Annotated in this window: 17 protein-coding genes; 2 read left to right on the forward strand and 15 right to left on the reverse strand. The window is 43.9% G+C overall.

Annotation, left to right across the window (positions count from 1 at the left end; all coding sequences use genetic code 11):
- Positions 1 to 134 precede the first annotated feature (134 nt).
- The 11 genes from H6G74_RS12035 to nifH form a co-directional block, all read right to left on the reverse strand.
- Entirely contained in the window at positions 135 to 935 is an 801-nt protein-coding gene (locus H6G74_RS12035) for a HesA/MoeB/ThiF family protein (protein ID WP_190967895.1), read from the reverse strand.
- A gap of 10 nt (positions 936 to 945) precedes the next feature.
- Positions 946 to 1,263, reverse strand: a complete 318-nt coding sequence (gene nifW / locus H6G74_RS12040; RefSeq protein WP_190967896.1) for a nitrogenase-stabilizing/protective protein NifW — start codon at positions 1,261 to 1,263, stop codon at positions 946 to 948.
- Positions 1,260 to 1,457: a CCE_0567 family metalloprotein gene (locus H6G74_RS12045; protein ID WP_190589856.1), complete on the reverse strand. Its 198-nt coding sequence runs from the start codon at positions 1,455 to 1,457 to the stop codon at positions 1,260 to 1,262. Before H6G74_RS12045 ends, nifW begins: the two co-directional genes overlap by 4 nt.
- A gap of 121 nt (positions 1,458 to 1,578) precedes the next feature.
- A complete protein-coding gene (locus tag H6G74_RS12050; protein ID WP_190967897.1) occupies positions 1,579 to 2,055 on the reverse strand; it encodes a NifX-associated nitrogen fixation protein in 477 nt (158 codons plus the stop codon).
- Positions 2,052 to 2,465: a nitrogen fixation protein NifX gene (gene nifX, locus H6G74_RS12055; RefSeq protein ID WP_190967898.1), complete on the reverse strand. Its 414-nt coding sequence runs from the start codon at positions 2,463 to 2,465 to the stop codon at positions 2,052 to 2,054. Before nifX ends, H6G74_RS12050 begins: the two co-directional genes overlap by 4 nt.
- A gap of 91 nt (positions 2,466 to 2,556) precedes the next feature.
- Positions 2,557 to 3,873, reverse strand: a complete 1,317-nt coding sequence (nifN, locus tag H6G74_RS12060) for a nitrogenase iron-molybdenum cofactor biosynthesis protein NifN (protein ID WP_190967899.1) — start codon at positions 3,871 to 3,873, stop codon at positions 2,557 to 2,559.
- Positions 3,874 to 5,313: a nitrogenase iron-molybdenum cofactor biosynthesis protein NifE gene (nifE, locus tag H6G74_RS12065; protein WP_190967900.1), complete on the reverse strand. Its 1,440-nt coding sequence runs from the start codon at positions 5,311 to 5,313 to the stop codon at positions 3,874 to 3,876.
- 555 nt (positions 5,314 to 5,868) lie between these two features.
- Positions 5,869 to 6,186, reverse strand: coding sequence for a Mo-dependent nitrogenase C-terminal domain-containing protein (locus tag H6G74_RS12070; protein ID WP_190967901.1), 318 nt, complete (start codon positions 6,184 to 6,186; stop codon positions 5,869 to 5,871).
- A 141-nt stretch (positions 6,187 to 6,327) separates the two neighbouring features.
- On the reverse strand, positions 6,328 to 7,866 hold the full coding sequence (gene nifK / locus H6G74_RS12075; protein ID WP_190967902.1) for a nitrogenase molybdenum-iron protein subunit beta: 1,539 nt from the start codon (positions 7,864 to 7,866) through the stop codon (positions 6,328 to 6,330).
- 200 nt (positions 7,867 to 8,066) lie between these two features.
- On the reverse strand, positions 8,067 to 9,560 hold the full coding sequence (gene nifD, locus H6G74_RS12080) for a nitrogenase molybdenum-iron protein alpha chain (RefSeq protein ID WP_190967903.1): 1,494 nt from the start codon (positions 9,558 to 9,560) through the stop codon (positions 8,067 to 8,069).
- Between the two features lie 147 nt (positions 9,561 to 9,707).
- The gene (nifH, locus tag H6G74_RS12085; RefSeq protein WP_190589864.1) at positions 9,708 to 10,595 is read right to left on the reverse strand and encodes a nitrogenase iron protein; all 888 of its coding nucleotides are present in this window, start codon (positions 10,593 to 10,595) and stop codon (positions 9,708 to 9,710) included.
- 82 nt (positions 10,596 to 10,677) lie between these two features.
- Between nifH and H6G74_RS12090 the strand changes: the two genes are divergently transcribed.
- Complete coding sequence (locus H6G74_RS12090; RefSeq protein WP_190967904.1) at positions 10,678 to 10,830, forward strand: hypothetical protein; 153 nt, start codon at positions 10,678 to 10,680, stop codon at positions 10,828 to 10,830.
- Between the two features lie 18 nt (positions 10,831 to 10,848).
- On the opposite strand, the gene nifU is transcribed toward H6G74_RS12090, so the two are convergent.
- From nifU to nifB, 4 genes are all read right to left on the reverse strand, one after another.
- Positions 10,849 to 11,763 carry a Fe-S cluster assembly protein NifU gene (gene nifU / locus H6G74_RS12095; protein ID WP_190967905.1) on the reverse strand — a complete coding sequence of 305 codons (915 nt, stop codon included), beginning with the start codon at positions 11,761 to 11,763 and terminating at the stop codon, positions 10,849 to 10,851.
- A 115-nt stretch (positions 11,764 to 11,878) separates the two neighbouring features.
- Positions 11,879 to 13,081, reverse strand: coding sequence for a cysteine desulfurase NifS (nifS, locus tag H6G74_RS12100; RefSeq protein ID WP_190967906.1), 1,203 nt, complete (start codon positions 13,079 to 13,081; stop codon positions 11,879 to 11,881).
- A gap of 3 nt (positions 13,082 to 13,084) precedes the next feature.
- Positions 13,085 to 13,432 carry a DUF362 domain-containing protein gene (locus H6G74_RS12105; protein ID WP_190967907.1) on the reverse strand — a complete coding sequence of 116 codons (348 nt, stop codon included), beginning with the start codon at positions 13,430 to 13,432 and terminating at the stop codon, positions 13,085 to 13,087.
- Between the two features lie 116 nt (positions 13,433 to 13,548).
- Positions 13,549 to 14,997: a nitrogenase cofactor biosynthesis protein NifB gene (gene nifB, locus H6G74_RS12110; protein WP_190967908.1), complete on the reverse strand. Its 1,449-nt coding sequence runs from the start codon at positions 14,995 to 14,997 to the stop codon at positions 13,549 to 13,551.
- Between the two features lie 154 nt (positions 14,998 to 15,151).
- Here nifB and H6G74_RS30930 point away from each other — a divergent pair, with 154 nt between their 5' ends.
- Positions 15,152 to 15,349, forward strand: a complete 198-nt coding sequence (locus H6G74_RS30930) for a hypothetical protein (protein ID WP_206756985.1) — start codon at positions 15,152 to 15,154, stop codon at positions 15,347 to 15,349.
- The last annotated feature ends 827 nt before the right edge of the window (positions 15,350 to 16,176 follow it).

Raw genomic sequence — 16,176 nt, forward strand, 5'->3', positions numbered from 1 at the left:
AGCGATTGATTGTTCTAATCTAGAATTTGGGTTTTTTGTGATAATTGTCCTTTGTCATTAGTCATTAGCCATTAGTCGTTTGTAAATACAAAGGACAAAAGACAAAGGACGAATAACCAAGGACAAAATACTTATTAAGTTGTAAAATTACTGGTGGTTTCCATTGATGGAGATTGCGAGTATCTCCAAGGTGCATTGTTACCGCATACTTGACAAGAGCGATCGCGGTATGAACGACGCTTGGCAAATTCCATCCGGTTAAAGTCTATTGTCAGTAATTGTGACAATAAAGGCTGACTAAATCCAGTAATCAGTTTGACTGCTTCTAACGCCGTCAAACAAGCCAATGTCCCAGAAACCGCACCTAGCACCGAGAAACCACGCCGATCCCAATCAGGCTTTTCGGGAAACAGACAAGATAAACAAGGCGTGACACCGGGAATAATCGTTGTCAAATAAGCCTCCATCCCATCCATTGCAGCTTCTACCATTGGTTTGCGCCAGCGCACACAAGCTGCATTCAACAAATCGCGTTCTGTAAAATTATGAGCGCAGTCCAGCGCCATATCTGCGGATTGTACCAAAGAATCTACATTCTCTGCGGTAACGTAGTCATGAATCGCTTCGATTTCAATATCAGGATTGATGGCTTGCAAGGTTTCTTTAGCCTTAAATACCCTTGGCTTACCTACCCAATCATCAGTCATGAGAATCTGACGATTCATATCATCCAGGCGTAAATCGCCACCCCGGACGAGAATTAGCTTACCAACGCCTGCTACTGCTAAGTAAAGCGCGGCTGTACCACCTAATCCCCCCACACCTGTAACCAATACTGTCGCTGACTTCAGGCGCTTCTGAGCCGCTTCGCCAAAATTCGGAAGCATCATTTGGCGACTATAACGTTCTAACTCGGTAGGAGTTAGGTTGATCACTATTTACCTCCTAATCAGAAGAGAGTTCTGTCAGCGTAATTACATTTTTGGGCTTGTCTTTAAAGACTTTGAACACCTTTTGTTCTTGGGGTGTTGATTCGAGAAATATCTCGTAAGCCTGTTGTAAAGCCAAGCAATATTGATTCAGTGTTTCTTCAGCAGTTAAATCAGCAGCTTGTTCGTCAATTTCTTGGATATATTGCGAGAACTTTTTCAATATATGGAGACGATTTACATTTACAACTTTTTGGTCGTAAGGTAATTCAAAGAATTTCAAAAATTCTTCGGCATCACTTAATTTTTTGAATTCTTCAATAGTTTTACTCATTTACCCTCCAATGCTGTTAGCTGCTGCTTTAACTCATCCAGTTGCCGATATATTTCATAAGTTGCGGCTGCAACATCCATAAGTTGTTTGTAATCTGTTGGCAAACCTTCGGCTAAATCATGCAGATCCATTTTCATTTGACCTGCTTTGCTGTTGAGGCGTTTAATTTGAGTTTTCAATTCCTCGATGGTCATTTGTCATTTGTCCTTTGTCATTAGACTTTTTTTGTCTCGCGCAAAGGCGCAAAGATAATTTAGTCTATTAGTCCTTGGTATTAATACAAATGACCAATGACTAATGACTAATGACGATAACTTAAATCTTGCCGACTTCTGGGAAGCGATTAACTAAATCCAATCCTTTTTGGACAAAAGTTTCGCCTTCTTCTGCTAACTTTTCGAGAGATTCAAAGCCGAAGCGATGAGCATCTCTTAAGGTTTTTACTGTTAGCAAAAGTCGTCCAGAAAATACTAATGCCCAGCCGAAGCCTTCATGATTGATATCAACTACAACCTGAGAAATTAGATTGGTTTCTTGTTCAATTCTGGCAGCAACAGCACGATAAAATACTAAAATTCGCGCTTGAGTTGCGGCATCGACTTCGCCTTCAATGGGGATTTCGCGTTTCTTTTTTTTGGGGACGACGAATGCTTTGAGGATTAATTCGTCTGACCAACTACGGTAGAATCCGTAACTGTCTTGCCCACGAATTTGCAGGATTAAAGCCTTAATGAAGGGAGAGTTTAAGGCTGCAAGACTAGTAGTGCCGTTAACAGTATTATCTGCGGTCATACAGTTGCTTCGTTCTCAATGTCATCTGTAAAACTTTTGGTTTTGGGTTGGAGAGCTTTCCGCAACCAAGGTGGAGGATTCCCTTTAAGAGTTTGGACTAATTTAGTGAGCAGCTCTTCGATTTTTTCTTCTTCGGTGCGGGCTTTAACTGGGGTAACACCTTTTTTTATTAACTTGGCAGCAGCAGTACCGCCAATTGCTGTCACATAAACAATTGCACAGTCAACCAGTGCATCAAGTTTGGGTGTGATTTTATCTTCGTTACCATCTTCTTTTAACTCACCCTCAAAGTTGAGAGTTTGTAAAAATTGATATCCTTCTGCATCAATTTCGTAGACATCAATTTCTCTCGCCCAGCCAAAGTGAGCATTAACGTGAATGTGGTCACTGGTTGTAAAGGCAATTTTCATTCTGTTCTCCTACTTGTGTAGGGAGTGGGGAGTGGGGAGTGGGGAGTAGTAAATTTCTACTCCCTATTCCCTACTCCCAATTCCCCAATTACTAATCATTGAAAAAGTGTTTAACGCGCTCTTCTTCAGCTTCTAAAAAGAGGTTGCCGATGCCGAACAAAAGCTCCATCGTGCCGCGATAGCCAACTTTTGTAAACAGACCATTACCTAAACGGTCGTAAATGGGCAAGCCTAAACGATAAAGAGGAATCGACAGACGTTTAGCGATCGCAGCCAGGTTAGAATTACCAATCACTAGGTCAGAACCTACTGCTAGTTCCTCGAAGTCTTCTAAATCGCCGATTGTGACACTCTTGATGGGGAGTTTTTCAAGTAGAGGCGATCGCGTCGTGGTAACGGCAGCATGAATTTGGGTTCCCATCGATTGCAAGAAGCGCACTGTCGCCCACAACAAATCCGGCTCTAACGCTAAAGATACTCGTTTTGCACCAAAATAAAAGTGCGTATCAAGCATTGCATCTTGCAACTGGCGACGTTGGCGGCGGTATTTTTCGGGGACTGGGTTGCTGCTTAAAATTGATAATGCTTGCAAGAACTCATCCACTGGTTCCAAACCAGTTAGTTCCCCAAACACTTCGTAGGGAATGTTGAACCGTTCATCAAGAATTTTGGCAGCACCCCGCATACTTTCACCCAAAGCGATGGTGAAAGCAGAACAACCTACTTGACGCAGTTGTTTGACACTTGTACCGCTACCAGTGACAGCACTATAGTTATCTTCTAAGTGACCATCTAACGATGCGCCAAGGTCAGGTACGAAGATAGGGTCTAATCCGAAAGCCGTGACAATCTCTTTAATTTCTTGTAAATCACCGGGAGTAAAAGCAGAACCAGCCAAAATTGTGACTTGTTCGCTTCTGATTCCACCAGCTTGGGGAATTTCCTTTACAATGCTTTCCACAGCAGTGGCAAAACCATCTTGTAATGCACCTTTAAAATCTGGTGTTGGTGCAAAGATAACGGGGATGTGGTCTAATTCCCGATGGCGATCGCGGATATCTTTTAAGAAGCGTTCAATATCATCGCCTCTGGTTTCTGTTAATCCAGTTGTACACAAACCGATAATTTCTGGCTTGGCCTTCTCAACCAAAGTGAGAAGTGCCTGTTCCACATTCTCTTCACCACCCAAAATCGTGGTTACTTCAGTCATGGCTGTAGTGGCTAGGGGAATAGCTTCCCGAAAATGCCGTACAAGCACAACTTTGGCAAAGGCGGTACACCCTTGAGAACCATGAAACAGAGGTATCATTCCCTTTAACCCCAAAAAGGCGAGGGATGCACCTAAAGCTTGACTTTGTTTGAGGGGATTAACTGCAACTGATTTTTCGGGAACAGTAACGATCGCCATCTAAAATACCTCTTCTATTGACGCAGAGAACATATCTTCTGCTGACAAACTAAAATTATTTAAAGTCCCCGCTTCTTCATCCCAAGGCGCAGGTTTACGGATTTGATCCCAGATAGGGCTGTAGAGGGCTTCGTATAACTCTCGTGCCATCTCTAACATTCCCACATAGCCAGCATACGGATGATGGCGTTCTTGGTTGATGTCAAGGAAAGGAATCCGCGCTTTCAGGGCTGTGTATTGGTTCCGACCACCCGCAATCAACATATCAGCGTTGGTGTTCCGTACCAATTGCAACAATTCCTGAGCATTGCCTTTTTCTAGCATCATCCCTTCTGTACCAATTAAGCGTTTGATTTTCGCTTTATCTTCTTCTGTACTCTTGCGGGTGCTAGTAGCCACAACTTCTATCCCCAAATCCTTAGCGGCGGAGATAATAGACCAACTTTTCACACCGCCAGTATACAGAACCACACGCTTACCCTTGAGTCGGGCGCGATAGGGAGCCAAGGCGATATCCAACGCGGCTGTTTCTTCAGCAATTAGCTGTTCAGTCCGCGCTTGCAAATCAGGATCTCCCAACTTAGCAGCCACATTCCGCAAGCAACGATTTATGTCATCAATCCCATAAAAAGACTCTTCAATGTAGGGAATCCCATATTGCTCCTCCATCTTTCTGGCCATATTGAGCAAAGCCCGCGAACAAATCATCACGTTCAACTTGGCACGGTGAGCGTAACGAATTTCTTCATAACGAGCATCACCCGTGATTTTAGATAGTACGCGGATGCCTAATTTTTCAAATAAAGGCAGGACTCCCCACATTTCCCCGGCGATGTTGTATTCGCCAATCAAGTTAATATCATAGGGGGTTGTAAATTCCGGTTCTGCTGTGCCGACAACATAATCTAATAAAGCTTCACCGCCAAAACGGTTCCCCAAATTCTTACTACCAATAAATCCCGGCGCAATCACCGGCACAACAGGAGTCCCAATTTTTTCCGCCGCCGCCTTACAAACAGCATTGATATCATCGCCAATCAATGCCGTCACACAAGTAGCGTAGACAAACACAGCCTTGGGATTATAACGCTGATGAATTTCTAAAATTGCTTTGTAGAGTTTCTTTTCACCACCGAAAATCACATCATTTTCCGTCATATCGGTAGTGAAACCCATCTTATAAAGCTGAGGCCCCGAAGATAGACTACCACGACTACCCCAAGAATTACCCGCGCAGGCGATCGGGCCATGAACCAAATGCGCCGCATCAGTAATTGGAACCAGAGCAATCATCGCCCCATCAAAAGCACAACCACCTTGAGCCGCCCCAGGTTGCGCTTGTTGTGTACAAGACTTATTCTTCTTCTCGCCCTTCTTCTGCTGATTATGTTCGCATCCCGTCTCATTCAGCAGTTCATTAACCTTCTTTTGGGTATTCATCTATCTTCCTCTGTGTTCTCCGTGCTACGCCAGTTCGCTCAAGTCGGGAAACCCTTTCGGCAGTCGCTCATGGGGGAAACCCCCAAGACCGCGCTGCCTCACCACGCGACTGGCTCCTCTGTGGTTCGATAAAAATTCTTGATAGGACTTAAATAAGAACTCTCTCAAACTCTCATTCCTTAGTGTCCTTTGCGTCCTTTGTGGTTCGTTAAATCCTACTTGAGAAAAACCAGTTAACAATAATCACCTATAAATTCACTGATTACTGTTAACTGATGACTGTTACAAAAACTTCCTGCAAAAATCTTCTCCATACCCGACACACAATTCCCCATGTGCATCAGTAATTCATTTCTATAACATCGACTTTTACAAGAAACTTTAAAGTATGCTTGACTACCAATAACAAAAAATCTTCTTGTCGCTCCAATACTCCTAAATTAATTGTGAAACTCTTTCTTTCCTCCCTTTGCGTACTTTGTGTACTTTGCGGTTAGATAAAAAACTCCGTTCACAACTCACAAGGATTGCTATAACTTCCAGATAATAAGTAAATTAGCAAATATACCTTGTCACATCCTCACCACATTCATCAGCGAGGTAAGACAAAGCCCGAAAACGCAAACCAACAAACTCATCATAGAGAGGATTAAGTTTGCATAAAGGTGGAATATGGAAACTCCGACCAAATAAACTAATATTTCGCTCAAAAGGACAACAGCAAGGAATTACCTGGCATATTACATGAGCGAGGCGATTATTTTTAACTTGAATTCCGTCCACAAAACGACGTAGAGGATTAAGTAGAGGAGACTTTTTATAGTTAGGTGGATGGTAATTAACGTGAGAATGAGCGTGATTGATGCTGTCCATGATAGAGAAAAGTAATTAAGAGATAGGTAGGTTGAAAAGTAAAAGGTAAAAAGTCAAAAGGCAAAAGAGTAAGTGTTTTACCTTTGCCCTTTACCTTTTGACTTACTTAGCTGTTTTTAACAAACAAGCTTGTAGCTATTTCTAGCGAATCAAGTCGAAGGAGATATCGGTCTTACCAGTGATGTTGGTGTTGCGATCCATTTCATCCAACAGAGTGTTAACAACCCAGTTGAGGATGTTTAGACCACCTTGGTAGCCGAGGGTAGCATAGCGGTGTAAGTGGTGGCGATCGAACAGAGGATAACCAATACGTACCATTGGGATCTTGGTATCGCGCCACAGGTACTTACCGTAGGAGTTACCGATGAAGAAGTCTACAGGCTCGGTGAACAACAAAGAGCGTAAGTGCCACAAGTCTTTTTGAATCCAAACGGTAGCTTCTTTACCGAAGGGGCTAGCAGCGAGAATAGCTTCCATTTCTTTCTTGAAAGCTTCGTCGCCGTTGTTGCAGAGGATGTGTACAGGCTCTGCACCCATTTCTAACAAGAAGCTGGTGATGGAGATGATCAAGTCAGGATCGCCGTAGATAGCGAACTTCTTACCATGAATCCAAGCGTAGGAGTCAGTGATAGCATCAACTAAACGACCGCGATCGATTTCCAACTCTTCAGGAATCGCTTTACCAGTCAATTCAGCGATCGCAGTCAAGAACTCGTCAGTACCTTTAACACCGAAGGGACGCAGAACTTGTGTTTCTTGCTTCCACTGGGTTTTAATGTATTCGCGGGTCTTGGGAGTGGTGTAAGCTTGGAGAGCTACTGTTGCCTTAGCGTTGATAGAATCAGCAGCATCTTCCAGCTTGGTACCACCTGGGTACATATCGAATTCACCAGTGTTGGGTGAATCAAAGTAATCGCTGCTGTCAGACAGAATGGTGTAGTCAACACCCATTGCATTTAACATCCGCTTAACTTCGCGGTTGTTACCTACATAGGTATCAAAACCAGGGATGATGTTGATTTTGCCGTTGCTGGTAGCTTTTTTCTTGCCTTCTGTCAGGTTCAACAGAATTCCCTTCATCATGTTGTCGTAACCAGTGATGTGGGAACCTACGAAGCTAGGAGTGTGAGCAAAAGGTACTGGGAAATCTTGAGGAATAGAACCAGCTTGCTTAGAGTTGGTGATGAACGCGCCTAAGTCATCACCGATTACCTCAGCCATACAGGTGGTGCAAACAGCAATCATCTTAGGCTTGTACAGTTGGTATGAAACTTGCATACCTTCAATCATGTTGTTCAAGCCACCGAATACTGCTGCGTCTTCTGTCATGGAAGAAGAAACTGCGGAGCAAGGCTCTTTATAGTGACGGCTGAGGTGTGTACGGAAGTATGCTACACAACCTTGAGAACCTTGAACGAAGGGAAGAGTACCTTCAAAACCCAAAGCAGCGAACATCGCGCCTACGGGTTGACAACCTTTAGCAGGGTTAACGGTTAAAGCTTCACGAGCAAAGTTCTTTTCCCGGTAGTCCCAAGATTTTGTCCACTCAGACACTCTTTCAACTTCTTCAGGAGAGTGAGCGCCTTCAAAGTTCTTTCTCTTGTTTTCAAATAGCTCGGTGTATTCTGGCTGTTTGAATAGATCAACGTGGTCTACAATTCTTTCAGGATTCTGTGGCATTTGTCTGTCTCTCTACGCTTGCTTGTTGGTGTAGTAATTGAAGTGTTGGGAGAGCCTGGGGACTTCGCGCCTCCCCTTGGGAGTCACGAGTGATGAATCATGAATAATGAATAAAAGACTTCATCCAGCATTCAGCATTCACCATTCTTCCCTAGGTTCCTGGGGCTACAAACCCCAGGCTATCCGTTTATTCTTGAGAATTAAGCAGCAGCCTTAGCTTTGGTAGCAGCTTTCTTCCAAGGAGCGCCAATCAAGCCCCAAGTTGGGCTGTTGAGTGCTAAATCCATATCACGAGCGAAGATAGCAAATCCGTCATAACCGTGATAAGGGCCGGAGTAATCCCAAGAGTGCATTTGACGGAAGGGAAGACCCATCTTTTGGAAGGCGTACTTCTCTTTAATACCGGAAGCGATTAAATCAGGCTTCTTAGCTTTAACGAATTCCTCGAATTCGTAAGCGGTAACGTCATCGTAAATGATGGTGGCGTTATCGATATAGTGGGTGGTACGTTTGTAGTCGTCGTTGTGAGCGAATTCGTAGCCTGTACCGACAACTTTGATACCCAAATCTTCAAAAGCGGGAACAACGTGGCGAGGACGTAGACCACCTACGTACAACATTACGGTGTTACCTTCCAAGCGAGGACGATACTTTTCAAGTACCGAATTCATCACTGGTGTGTACTTAGCGATGACTTTCTCAGCGTTTTCTTGAATCTTGGAGTCAAATTTAGCTGCAATTTCGCGTAAAGATGCAGCAATCTTGGTGGGGCCGAAGAAGTTAAATTCCATCCAAGGCATACCGTATTGTTCTTCCAAACTACGGCAGATGTAGTTCATAGAACGGTAGCAGTGGATGAGAACTAATTTAGCAGCAGGGCCTTGAATCAATTCGTTGAGTGTACCGTCACCAGACCACTGAGCTACAACACGCAAGCCCATTTCTTCTAATAACATCCGGCTTGCCCAAGCATCACCACCGATGTTGTAGTCACCGATTAATGCTACGTCGTAGGGGCTTGGCTCGAAGTCGAGAGTATTGTTTTTCTTAGCCTTGTCAAATTCAGGGAAAATCCAGTCACGGATAGCGTCGTTAGCGATGTGGTGGCCTAAAGACTGAGATACACCACGGAAACCTTCGCAACGTAGGGGTACAACTGGCTTACCAATTTGCTTAGAAGCTTTTTTAGCTACAGCTTCGATGTCATCCCCGATTAGACCGATGGGACATTCAGATTGAATGGAGATACCACGGTTCAAGGGGAAGAGAACTTCTAGCTCTTCGATAATTTTGGTTAGTTTTTTGTCACCACCAAATACGATGTCGCGTTCTTGGAAGTCGGAGGTGAAGTGCATGGTACCGAAAGAGTTGATACCTGTTACACCTACGTAGTAGTTACGACGACCAGACCAAGACCAGTAACCGCATCCTACGGGGCCGTGGCTGATGTGGATCATGTCCTTGATAGGTCCCCAAACCACACCTTTAGAACCTGCGTAAGCACAACCACGGGCGGTCATTACACCAGGAATAGATTTGATGTTAGACTTAACGCCGCAATCAGATTTGCTTTCTTCGTGGACGTTGAGGTGTTTTTCGCGTTTTTTGCGAGCTTTTTCGGGATAAGCTTGCAGAACTTCTTTAATTAGTTCCTTATTTTCATCTACAAGATTCTTGTTTTCTGGAGGTGTCATAGTCTGCCTCGGTAACAGTTAAAGATGGGGAAATGGAGGGAAAAAAGGGAGAGGAGAAGAATGAAGGCTGAAGGCTAAAGCTGAATGAAGGGAATTTTCATACTTCACACTTCATACTTCATACTTTCCTGGTCTCCTGGAAATTATCTATTTGGTAGCTTCTGCGGGCTTACCAATGATTTCTGCGTGCTTAGAATCGTCATCGAGAATACCGTATTCGATCAACAGTGCTTCTAGTTCATCCATCTCGATTGGTGTAGGAATGGTGAGCTTGTCGTTGTTGATGATTTTCTTAGCTAATGCACGGTATTCGTTACCTTGAATGCTGTCTGGTGCGTACTCGTTAACGGTCATACGACGCAATTCAGCGTGTTGAACGATGTTGTCACGAGGTACGAAGTGAATCATTTGGGTGTTCAAACGTTCAGCCAAGTTTTCGATCAGTTCAGCTTCACGGTCAACTTTACGGCTGTTACAAATCAAACCACCTAAGCGTACACCACCGGAGTGAGCGTATTTCAAAATACCACGAGCGATGTTGTTTGCAGCGTACATCGCCATCATTTCACCAGAGGTAACGATGTAGATTTCTTGTGCTTTACCTTCACGGATAGGCATAGCGAAACCACCGCATACAACGTCACCTAATACGTCGTAGGATACGAAGTCTAGGTCTTGGTAAGCGCCGTTTTCTTCTAGGAAGTTGATGGCGGTGATGATACCACGACCAGCGCAACCTACACCTGGTTCTGGACCACCAGATTCTACGCAACGAACACCACGGAAACCGGTGAGCATTACTTCTTCGAGTTCGAGGTCTTCTACTGCACCGCGTTCAGCAGCCAAGTGTAATACGGTGGTTTGAGCTTTGGCGTGGAGCATCAAACGGGTGGAGTCTGCTTTAGGGTCGCATCCTACGATCATGATGCGTTGACCCATTTCTGCCATAGCTGCCAGGGTGTTTTGGGAGGTGGTAGATTTACCGATACCGCCTTTACCATAGAAAGCTATCTGTCTGATTCTTTCGTCAGTCATGGTTCTCTTTTCCTACAATTGGTTGGTTAGTGGGTCTTTGTTTTTGTTTGAGAATCTCACGCCTGTTGAGCTATGGCTGTGAGTGGTTGTAGAACGCCGCCGGTGGCGATCGCTCTACCGAAAATCGCATTGGCATAATGTACATTTAGTTGGTTATGAAGTTGTGAAAGTTCTTTTGGTTGTCATTTGTCCTTTGTTATTCGTCATTTGTATTTCCCTAATGACCAATGACTAATGACAAATGACTATTGATTTAGACTGCTTCTACTACAATGTCTTTGCTGATGCGATCGCGCAGTCTGGACTCAATCGCTATCTTTAAGGTGGCGGTGCTGCTGGGACAAGAATCACAAGCACCTTTGAGAATGACTTTAACGGTGTTTCCTTCGATGTCGTACAGTTCTACATCTCCACCGTCTGCAATCAGGACGGGTCTTACTTCTTCGTCGAGAACTTTTTGAATTAAGGCAATCTTTTGAACGTTTGTTAGTGGTCTTGTGGCTGTGGCTATTTGACCGGAATTAAGAATTTCTGGAGCTTTTATGCCGTTAATGCTGTTTTTACTGGCTGTGGCGACTTCCTGCTCTACATCTTTAATAATATCATCAATTTTTGTTAAACAGGAACCGCATCCGCCACCAGCTTTGACATAATTTGTTACCTGCTCCGCAGTCGTAAGGTGATTTTCTTTCACTACGCGGCGAATTTTTGTATCAGTGATACCAAAGCAGGAGCAAATTAACACGCCTTCGTCATCGTCGTCATGGGCAGCCAGAGGAATGCCACGATAGTTATAGATTGCAGCTTCTAGGGCTTCTTGACCCATAACTGAGCAGTGCATTTTGGCTTCGGGTAAGCCGCCGAGGTAATTGGCAATATCTTTATTAGATACCTTCAAGGCTTCATCTAAAGTCAAACCCTTAACCATTTCGGTCAATGCACTCGAAGAAGCGATCGCACTGGTACAGCCAAAGGTTTGAAAACGTGCATCCAGAATCTTATCAGATTCTACTTCTACTTTCAGGTGGAGTCTTAAAGCATCACCGCAGGCAATACTTCCTACTTCTCCCGTTGCAACCTTAACTCCAGGTTCACCCGTTTCTTCAATGACTCCCTGATTCTTGGGATCGTAAAACAGTTCTAATACTTTATCTGTGTAGTCCCACATATTTTAAGTGCTGAGTGCTGAGTGCTGAGTTGAGGAGGGGAGTGGTGAGTAGTGAGTGGGGAGTGGTGAATTTTTAACCCTACTCCCTATTCCCAACTCCCTACTCCCTATTTACTTACCGATGTGCCAGTGTTTGTTCTTGAGATTGCAACCAACCTGCGTCGTCGTTTTTGAATGGCGACAGAGCGCGGAGACGTTCTACAATTTCGGGCATAACTTCAATGACGCGATCGATTTCAGCGTCGGTGGTGTAGCGACAAAGACTGAAGCGAATGGAACCATGTAAGGTCGTGTATGGTAAACCCATTGCCCGCAGAACGTGGGATGGTTCGAGTGAACCAGAGGTGCAAGCGGAACCAGATGAGGCACAGATATTGTGTTTATTTAACAAAAGTAGGATTGCTTCACCTTCGATATATTTAAAACCGATGTTGGTGGTGTTGGGCAATCTATTTTTGGTATCGCCGTTAACTTCACAATCAGGGATTTTAGCGAGGAGAGTTTGTTCCAAGCGATCGCGCAACTTTCTTTCTCTCGCAGTTGCTTCTTCTAAATGCAGCAATTCCAACTCGGCTGCTTTCCCTAAACCAACGATACCTGGAACATTCTCTGTACCCGCGCGGCGACCTCGTTCTTGGTGTCCACCAATCAACAGGGGACGGAATCTCACGCCCCGGCGCACATACAACGCGCCAATACCTTTGGGTGCGTGAATCTTATGACCAGACATAGTTAACATATCTATGGTGCTGGTCTTCATGTTCAGGGGAATCTTACCCACTGCTTGCACTGCATCGACGTGGAACAGTGCGCCGTGTTCTTTGACACGTAATCCAATCTGCTCAATCGGGAAAATCGTACCTGTTTCGTTGTTAGCATACATGATGCTGACCAAGGCGGTATTCCCTGTCAGTGAGGCTTCTAGTTCATCTAGATCCAACTGCCCCTGACTATTCACCGAAAGATAAGTAACGCTATAACCTTGGGTTTCTAATTGTTTGCAGACATTCAGCACCGCCGGGTGTTCTACTTGGGTAGTGATGATGTGGCGTTTTTCTGGCTGGGCTAACAAAGCGGCGCGAATAGCTGCGTTATCTCCCTCGGTTCCACAACTGGTAAAAACAATTTCTGATTCATCTGCACCTAAGAGGGCGGCTAGTTGTTCTCTGGCTGTTCTCACTGCTTTAGCCAGTTGCCCGCCAAAAGTGTGCATACTTGAGGGGTTGGCGTAATATTCGGTTAAATAAGGCATCATTGCCTCTAAAACCTGTGGGTCTACCTTAGTAGTCGCATTATTATCTAGATAAATGACGCTCATTATTTATACCCCTAGTATTTCACCCTGATGCTTTTGAATTTGTTCTGAGAACTTCTGAGAATAACAGTCAAACCAACGTTCCCAATAATCTTGTTTTTTTGTTAACTTCCCGACGACACGGTTATATTTAGCAAACCAGCTTTCCCAATAATCGTTTGTTTCTTTAACGCAACCATCACAGGTTGGGCAACCAGCTTTGCATTGAGGTACTGTGTGAATAGTGCCAACACAGTCTGTGCAGAGTTCAGAGTCAATCCAGTGGCGTGAGCCTTCTACTTTAATTGCTCCGGTAGGACATACAGACTCACAGAGATTGCAGGAAATACATTGGCTGGTAATCTTATAAGCCATGATTATTCTCCTTGCGAATGAGGGGAGTGTGAAGTGTGAAGTTGAAAGGTAAAGGCAAAAGGCAAAAGGTAAAAGGCAAAATAAATATAGTCTTTTACCTTTTTACTTTTTACTTTTTACTTCTTGTTCCCTAATTCTTTGACGTACTGTTCGTAAAACTCTAAAGCAACCTTCTCGATTACGTCGTAAGCTTCAACGGTCTGTATGCCAGCTTCGTGCAATTTTTCTTTAGGACAGTTGCCAATCTTAGAAACCAACACTGCTTTACAATCTGCAATTGTCTTCATAATATTCTCTGCGGTGGCAGCTTCACCGTATCCACCTTGACAATATTGATCAATCTTGCGGTGACTAACGAAACGAACTTCGTTGCCATCGACTTCGTAAACTTGGAATTCTTTGACGTGTCCGAAGTGTTGGTTAACTAATCCGCCACCTTTGGTTGCGACTGCAACTAAGATTTTCGGATTGTTAGCACTTTGCTGCTTGCCTGCTTTTGCTTTTTCTTTGGCTGCTTTGATTTCTTCTCTAAATTTCTCAATACCTTCGTGAACTTCTTGACGCTTACTGAAGTCGTACTCTGGAGCCATTTCCAAGAAATTCTCTTTAGTAAATTCTTGGCTGCGGTCTTCACCCAACAAACCAATGGCATCTGCACGACATTGACGGCAGTGGCGCATCATTTTCATGTTGCCAGCACACTGGTCTTGAACTGATTTGAGTTCTTTTTGTGAAGGGCCGCGTTGACCTACTAAACCGAAGTGTGTACCGTGTTCTGGTGCAGAAATCAAAGGCATAATGTTGTGCAAGAATGCACCACGCTCACGAATTGCTTTGTTGACTTCCACTAAGTGTTGGTCATTAATTCCGGGAATCATCACGGAGTTGACTTTGCACAGAATGTCGGCTTCTCTCAGAGCTTGTAAGCCTTCTAACTGCTTTTCGAGCAGAATTCTGGCTCCTTCAATGCCTCTGTAACGCTTGCGCTTATAGTGAACCCATGAGTAAATCTGCGCTCCGATTTCCGGGTCGATGGTATTTAGGGTGATAGTAACGTGATCTATATTTAGTTGTTTAATGCGATCGATGTATTCAGTTAGCATCAAACCGTTAGTTGATAAGCAAAGCTTAATGTCTGGTGCTTTGTCTGCAATCAACTCAAAGGTGCGGAATGTTTTGTCTGGGTTGGCTAGGGGGTCGCCAGGACCAGCAATTCCCAAAACTGTCATTTGAGGAATCTTGCCAGCGATAACCAACGCTTTGTGTGCTGCTTCTTCTGGTGTCAGTAACTCGCTCACTACACCAGGACGACTTTCGTTAGCGCAGTCATATTTGCGGTTGCAATAGTTGCATTGAATGTTGCAAGCGGGTGCAACTGCAACGTGCATTCTCGCGTAATGGTGGTGAGCTTCTTCGCTGTAGCAGGGATGTTTAGCAATACGTTCTTGGAGCTTTTCGTCCATTTCCACGGTGGCGCTGCTTTTGCTGTCGCATCCGCAACCACCAGATTTTGCTTGGATAGGTGTCGATTCAGTAACGGAGGAGTCTGTAACCTGTGGTGTCATTGAATTTCGCAAATGTCGGTGGACTAAGCTGCCACTGTGGGAGATGCCGTTGCTATGTTATTTGCCCTAGTAGAATGGAAGTCACGGCCATCACACTGCCCGCAGGAGTGCATCCTTTGGTTGTAGCAAAGCCACTTGGTGGGCAACTTCGCTGATGATGGCAGGCTATGAATCCTTGTGTTTCGGCTGGTGTGTGTCAACTTTGAGGTTGTGGGTAGAGTTGGTGTGGAAAGCCGCGACTTCGATTCACCGAGGCATGGTGCTATCTCATCCCTCCACTCACTTTTGGCTCGTTGTTTTGTTTCGAGTCATTGGTGATTGGCGATATATGATTTATAGCAGCCGTTTTTGAGCAGGGCTGGTGGTTATTTTTGGATAGAATTTATTGGATTTATTAGGTTTGTACTCAAATCTGCAAACCTAAATAGACAGCTATAAAAAAGTTTATAAATTTTATTTTTGGGTAGAGGTTCTAGTATTTTTAGGTCAGGGTTCTTGTATTTTTAGAGTGGGGTTTAGGATTTCTTTGTACTCAGCTATAACCCAATCTTAGCAAAGCTTTGGAGCGATTTGCTGCTAATTTCGAGATACAAAAAGTTGTACTCAAGCATCCCCTCAATCCTGATCAAAACCGCGACGGCTAAAGGATTTAGGGGGAAAAACTGGAGTAGATTTGTTGGTACTACTCCAGATACGTGCGAAATTCAATTCTGTATACAACATATCATTTTTTTTTAGGGAAAAATGTAATTCATATTTTCTTAAGTTTTATCAGTTTAATGAAATTAAATCGCACTGAAAAGTATGATATTGTTGGGTTTTGCAGTTATTGTCTGAGTCAAAATTAATGAATATCATTTGCAAAAATTAATTTTTTTATATAAAAATTAAAATATTTCGATATGCAAATAGAAGCATATTTAACAGATAGCATAAAAAGTTAATTGCGTTACAAACTGGGGGCGATCGCTACAAATTATTACACATCGCCATAAGAGGATGCTTGGAAAGTCAAAAAAAGCTCCAGTAAGGGTCTTCTGTCATTAATTGCTGAGTGCAAGATTTGAACATACACTCTACATCCAGCCTCATACACTCAAAAGCCCAGCCATAATGGCTGGGCTTTTGAGAAAGGCAGTGGGGCTATATTGCCCAAATTTACATATAGAGTTTCTGTAT

This window comes from Nostoc spongiaeforme FACHB-130, from assembly GCF_014698475.1.
Classification (GTDB): Bacteria; Cyanobacteriota; Cyanobacteriia; order Cyanobacteriales; family Nostocaceae; genus Nostoc_B; species Nostoc_B spongiaeforme.

Excerpts from the sequence above, each read along its gene's own strand:
- nifW (WP_190967896.1), bottom strand. The coding sequence starts at position 1,263 with ATGAGTAAAACTATTGAAGAATTCAAAAAATTAAGTGATGCCGAAGAA.
- H6G74_RS12045 (WP_190589856.1), bottom strand. The coding sequence starts at position 1,457 with ATGACCATCGAGGAATTGAAAACTCAAATTAAACGCCTCAACAGCAAA.
- H6G74_RS12050 (WP_190967897.1), bottom strand. The coding sequence starts at position 2,055 with ATGACCGCAGATAATACTGTTAACGGCACTACTAGTCTTGCAGCCTTA.
- nifX (WP_190967898.1), bottom strand. The coding sequence starts at position 2,465 with ATGAAAATTGCCTTTACAACCAGTGACCACATTCACGTTAATGCTCAC.
- nifN (WP_190967899.1), bottom strand. The coding sequence starts at position 3,873 with ATGGCGATCGTTACTGTTCCCGAAAAATCAGTTGCAGTTAATCCCCTC.
- nifE (WP_190967900.1), bottom strand. The coding sequence starts at position 5,313 with ATGAATACCCAAAAGAAGGTTAATGAACTGCTGAATGAGACGGGATGC.
- H6G74_RS12070 (WP_190967901.1), bottom strand. The coding sequence starts at position 6,186 with ATGGACAGCATCAATCACGCTCATTCTCACGTTAATTACCATCCACCT.
- nifK (WP_190967902.1), bottom strand. The coding sequence starts at position 7,866 with ATGCCACAGAATCCTGAAAGAATTGTAGACCACGTTGATCTATTCAAA.
- nifD (WP_190967903.1), bottom strand. The coding sequence starts at position 9,560 with ATGACACCTCCAGAAAACAAGAATCTTGTAGATGAAAATAAGGAACTA.
- nifH (WP_190589864.1), bottom strand. The coding sequence starts at position 10,595 with ATGACTGACGAAAGAATCAGACAGATAGCTTTCTATGGTAAAGGCGGT.
- nifU (WP_190967905.1), bottom strand. The coding sequence starts at position 11,763 with ATGTGGGACTACACAGATAAAGTATTAGAACTGTTTTACGATCCCAAG.
- nifS (WP_190967906.1), bottom strand. The coding sequence starts at position 13,081 with ATGAGCGTCATTTATCTAGATAATAATGCGACTACTAAGGTAGACCCA.
- H6G74_RS12105 (WP_190967907.1), bottom strand. The coding sequence starts at position 13,432 with ATGGCTTATAAGATTACCAGCCAATGTATTTCCTGCAATCTCTGTGAG.
- nifB (WP_190967908.1), bottom strand. The coding sequence starts at position 14,997 with ATGACACCACAGGTTACAGACTCCTCCGTTACTGAATCGACACCTATC.
- H6G74_RS30930 (WP_206756985.1), top strand. The coding sequence starts at position 15,152 with ATGATGGCAGGCTATGAATCCTTGTGTTTCGGCTGGTGTGTGTCAACT.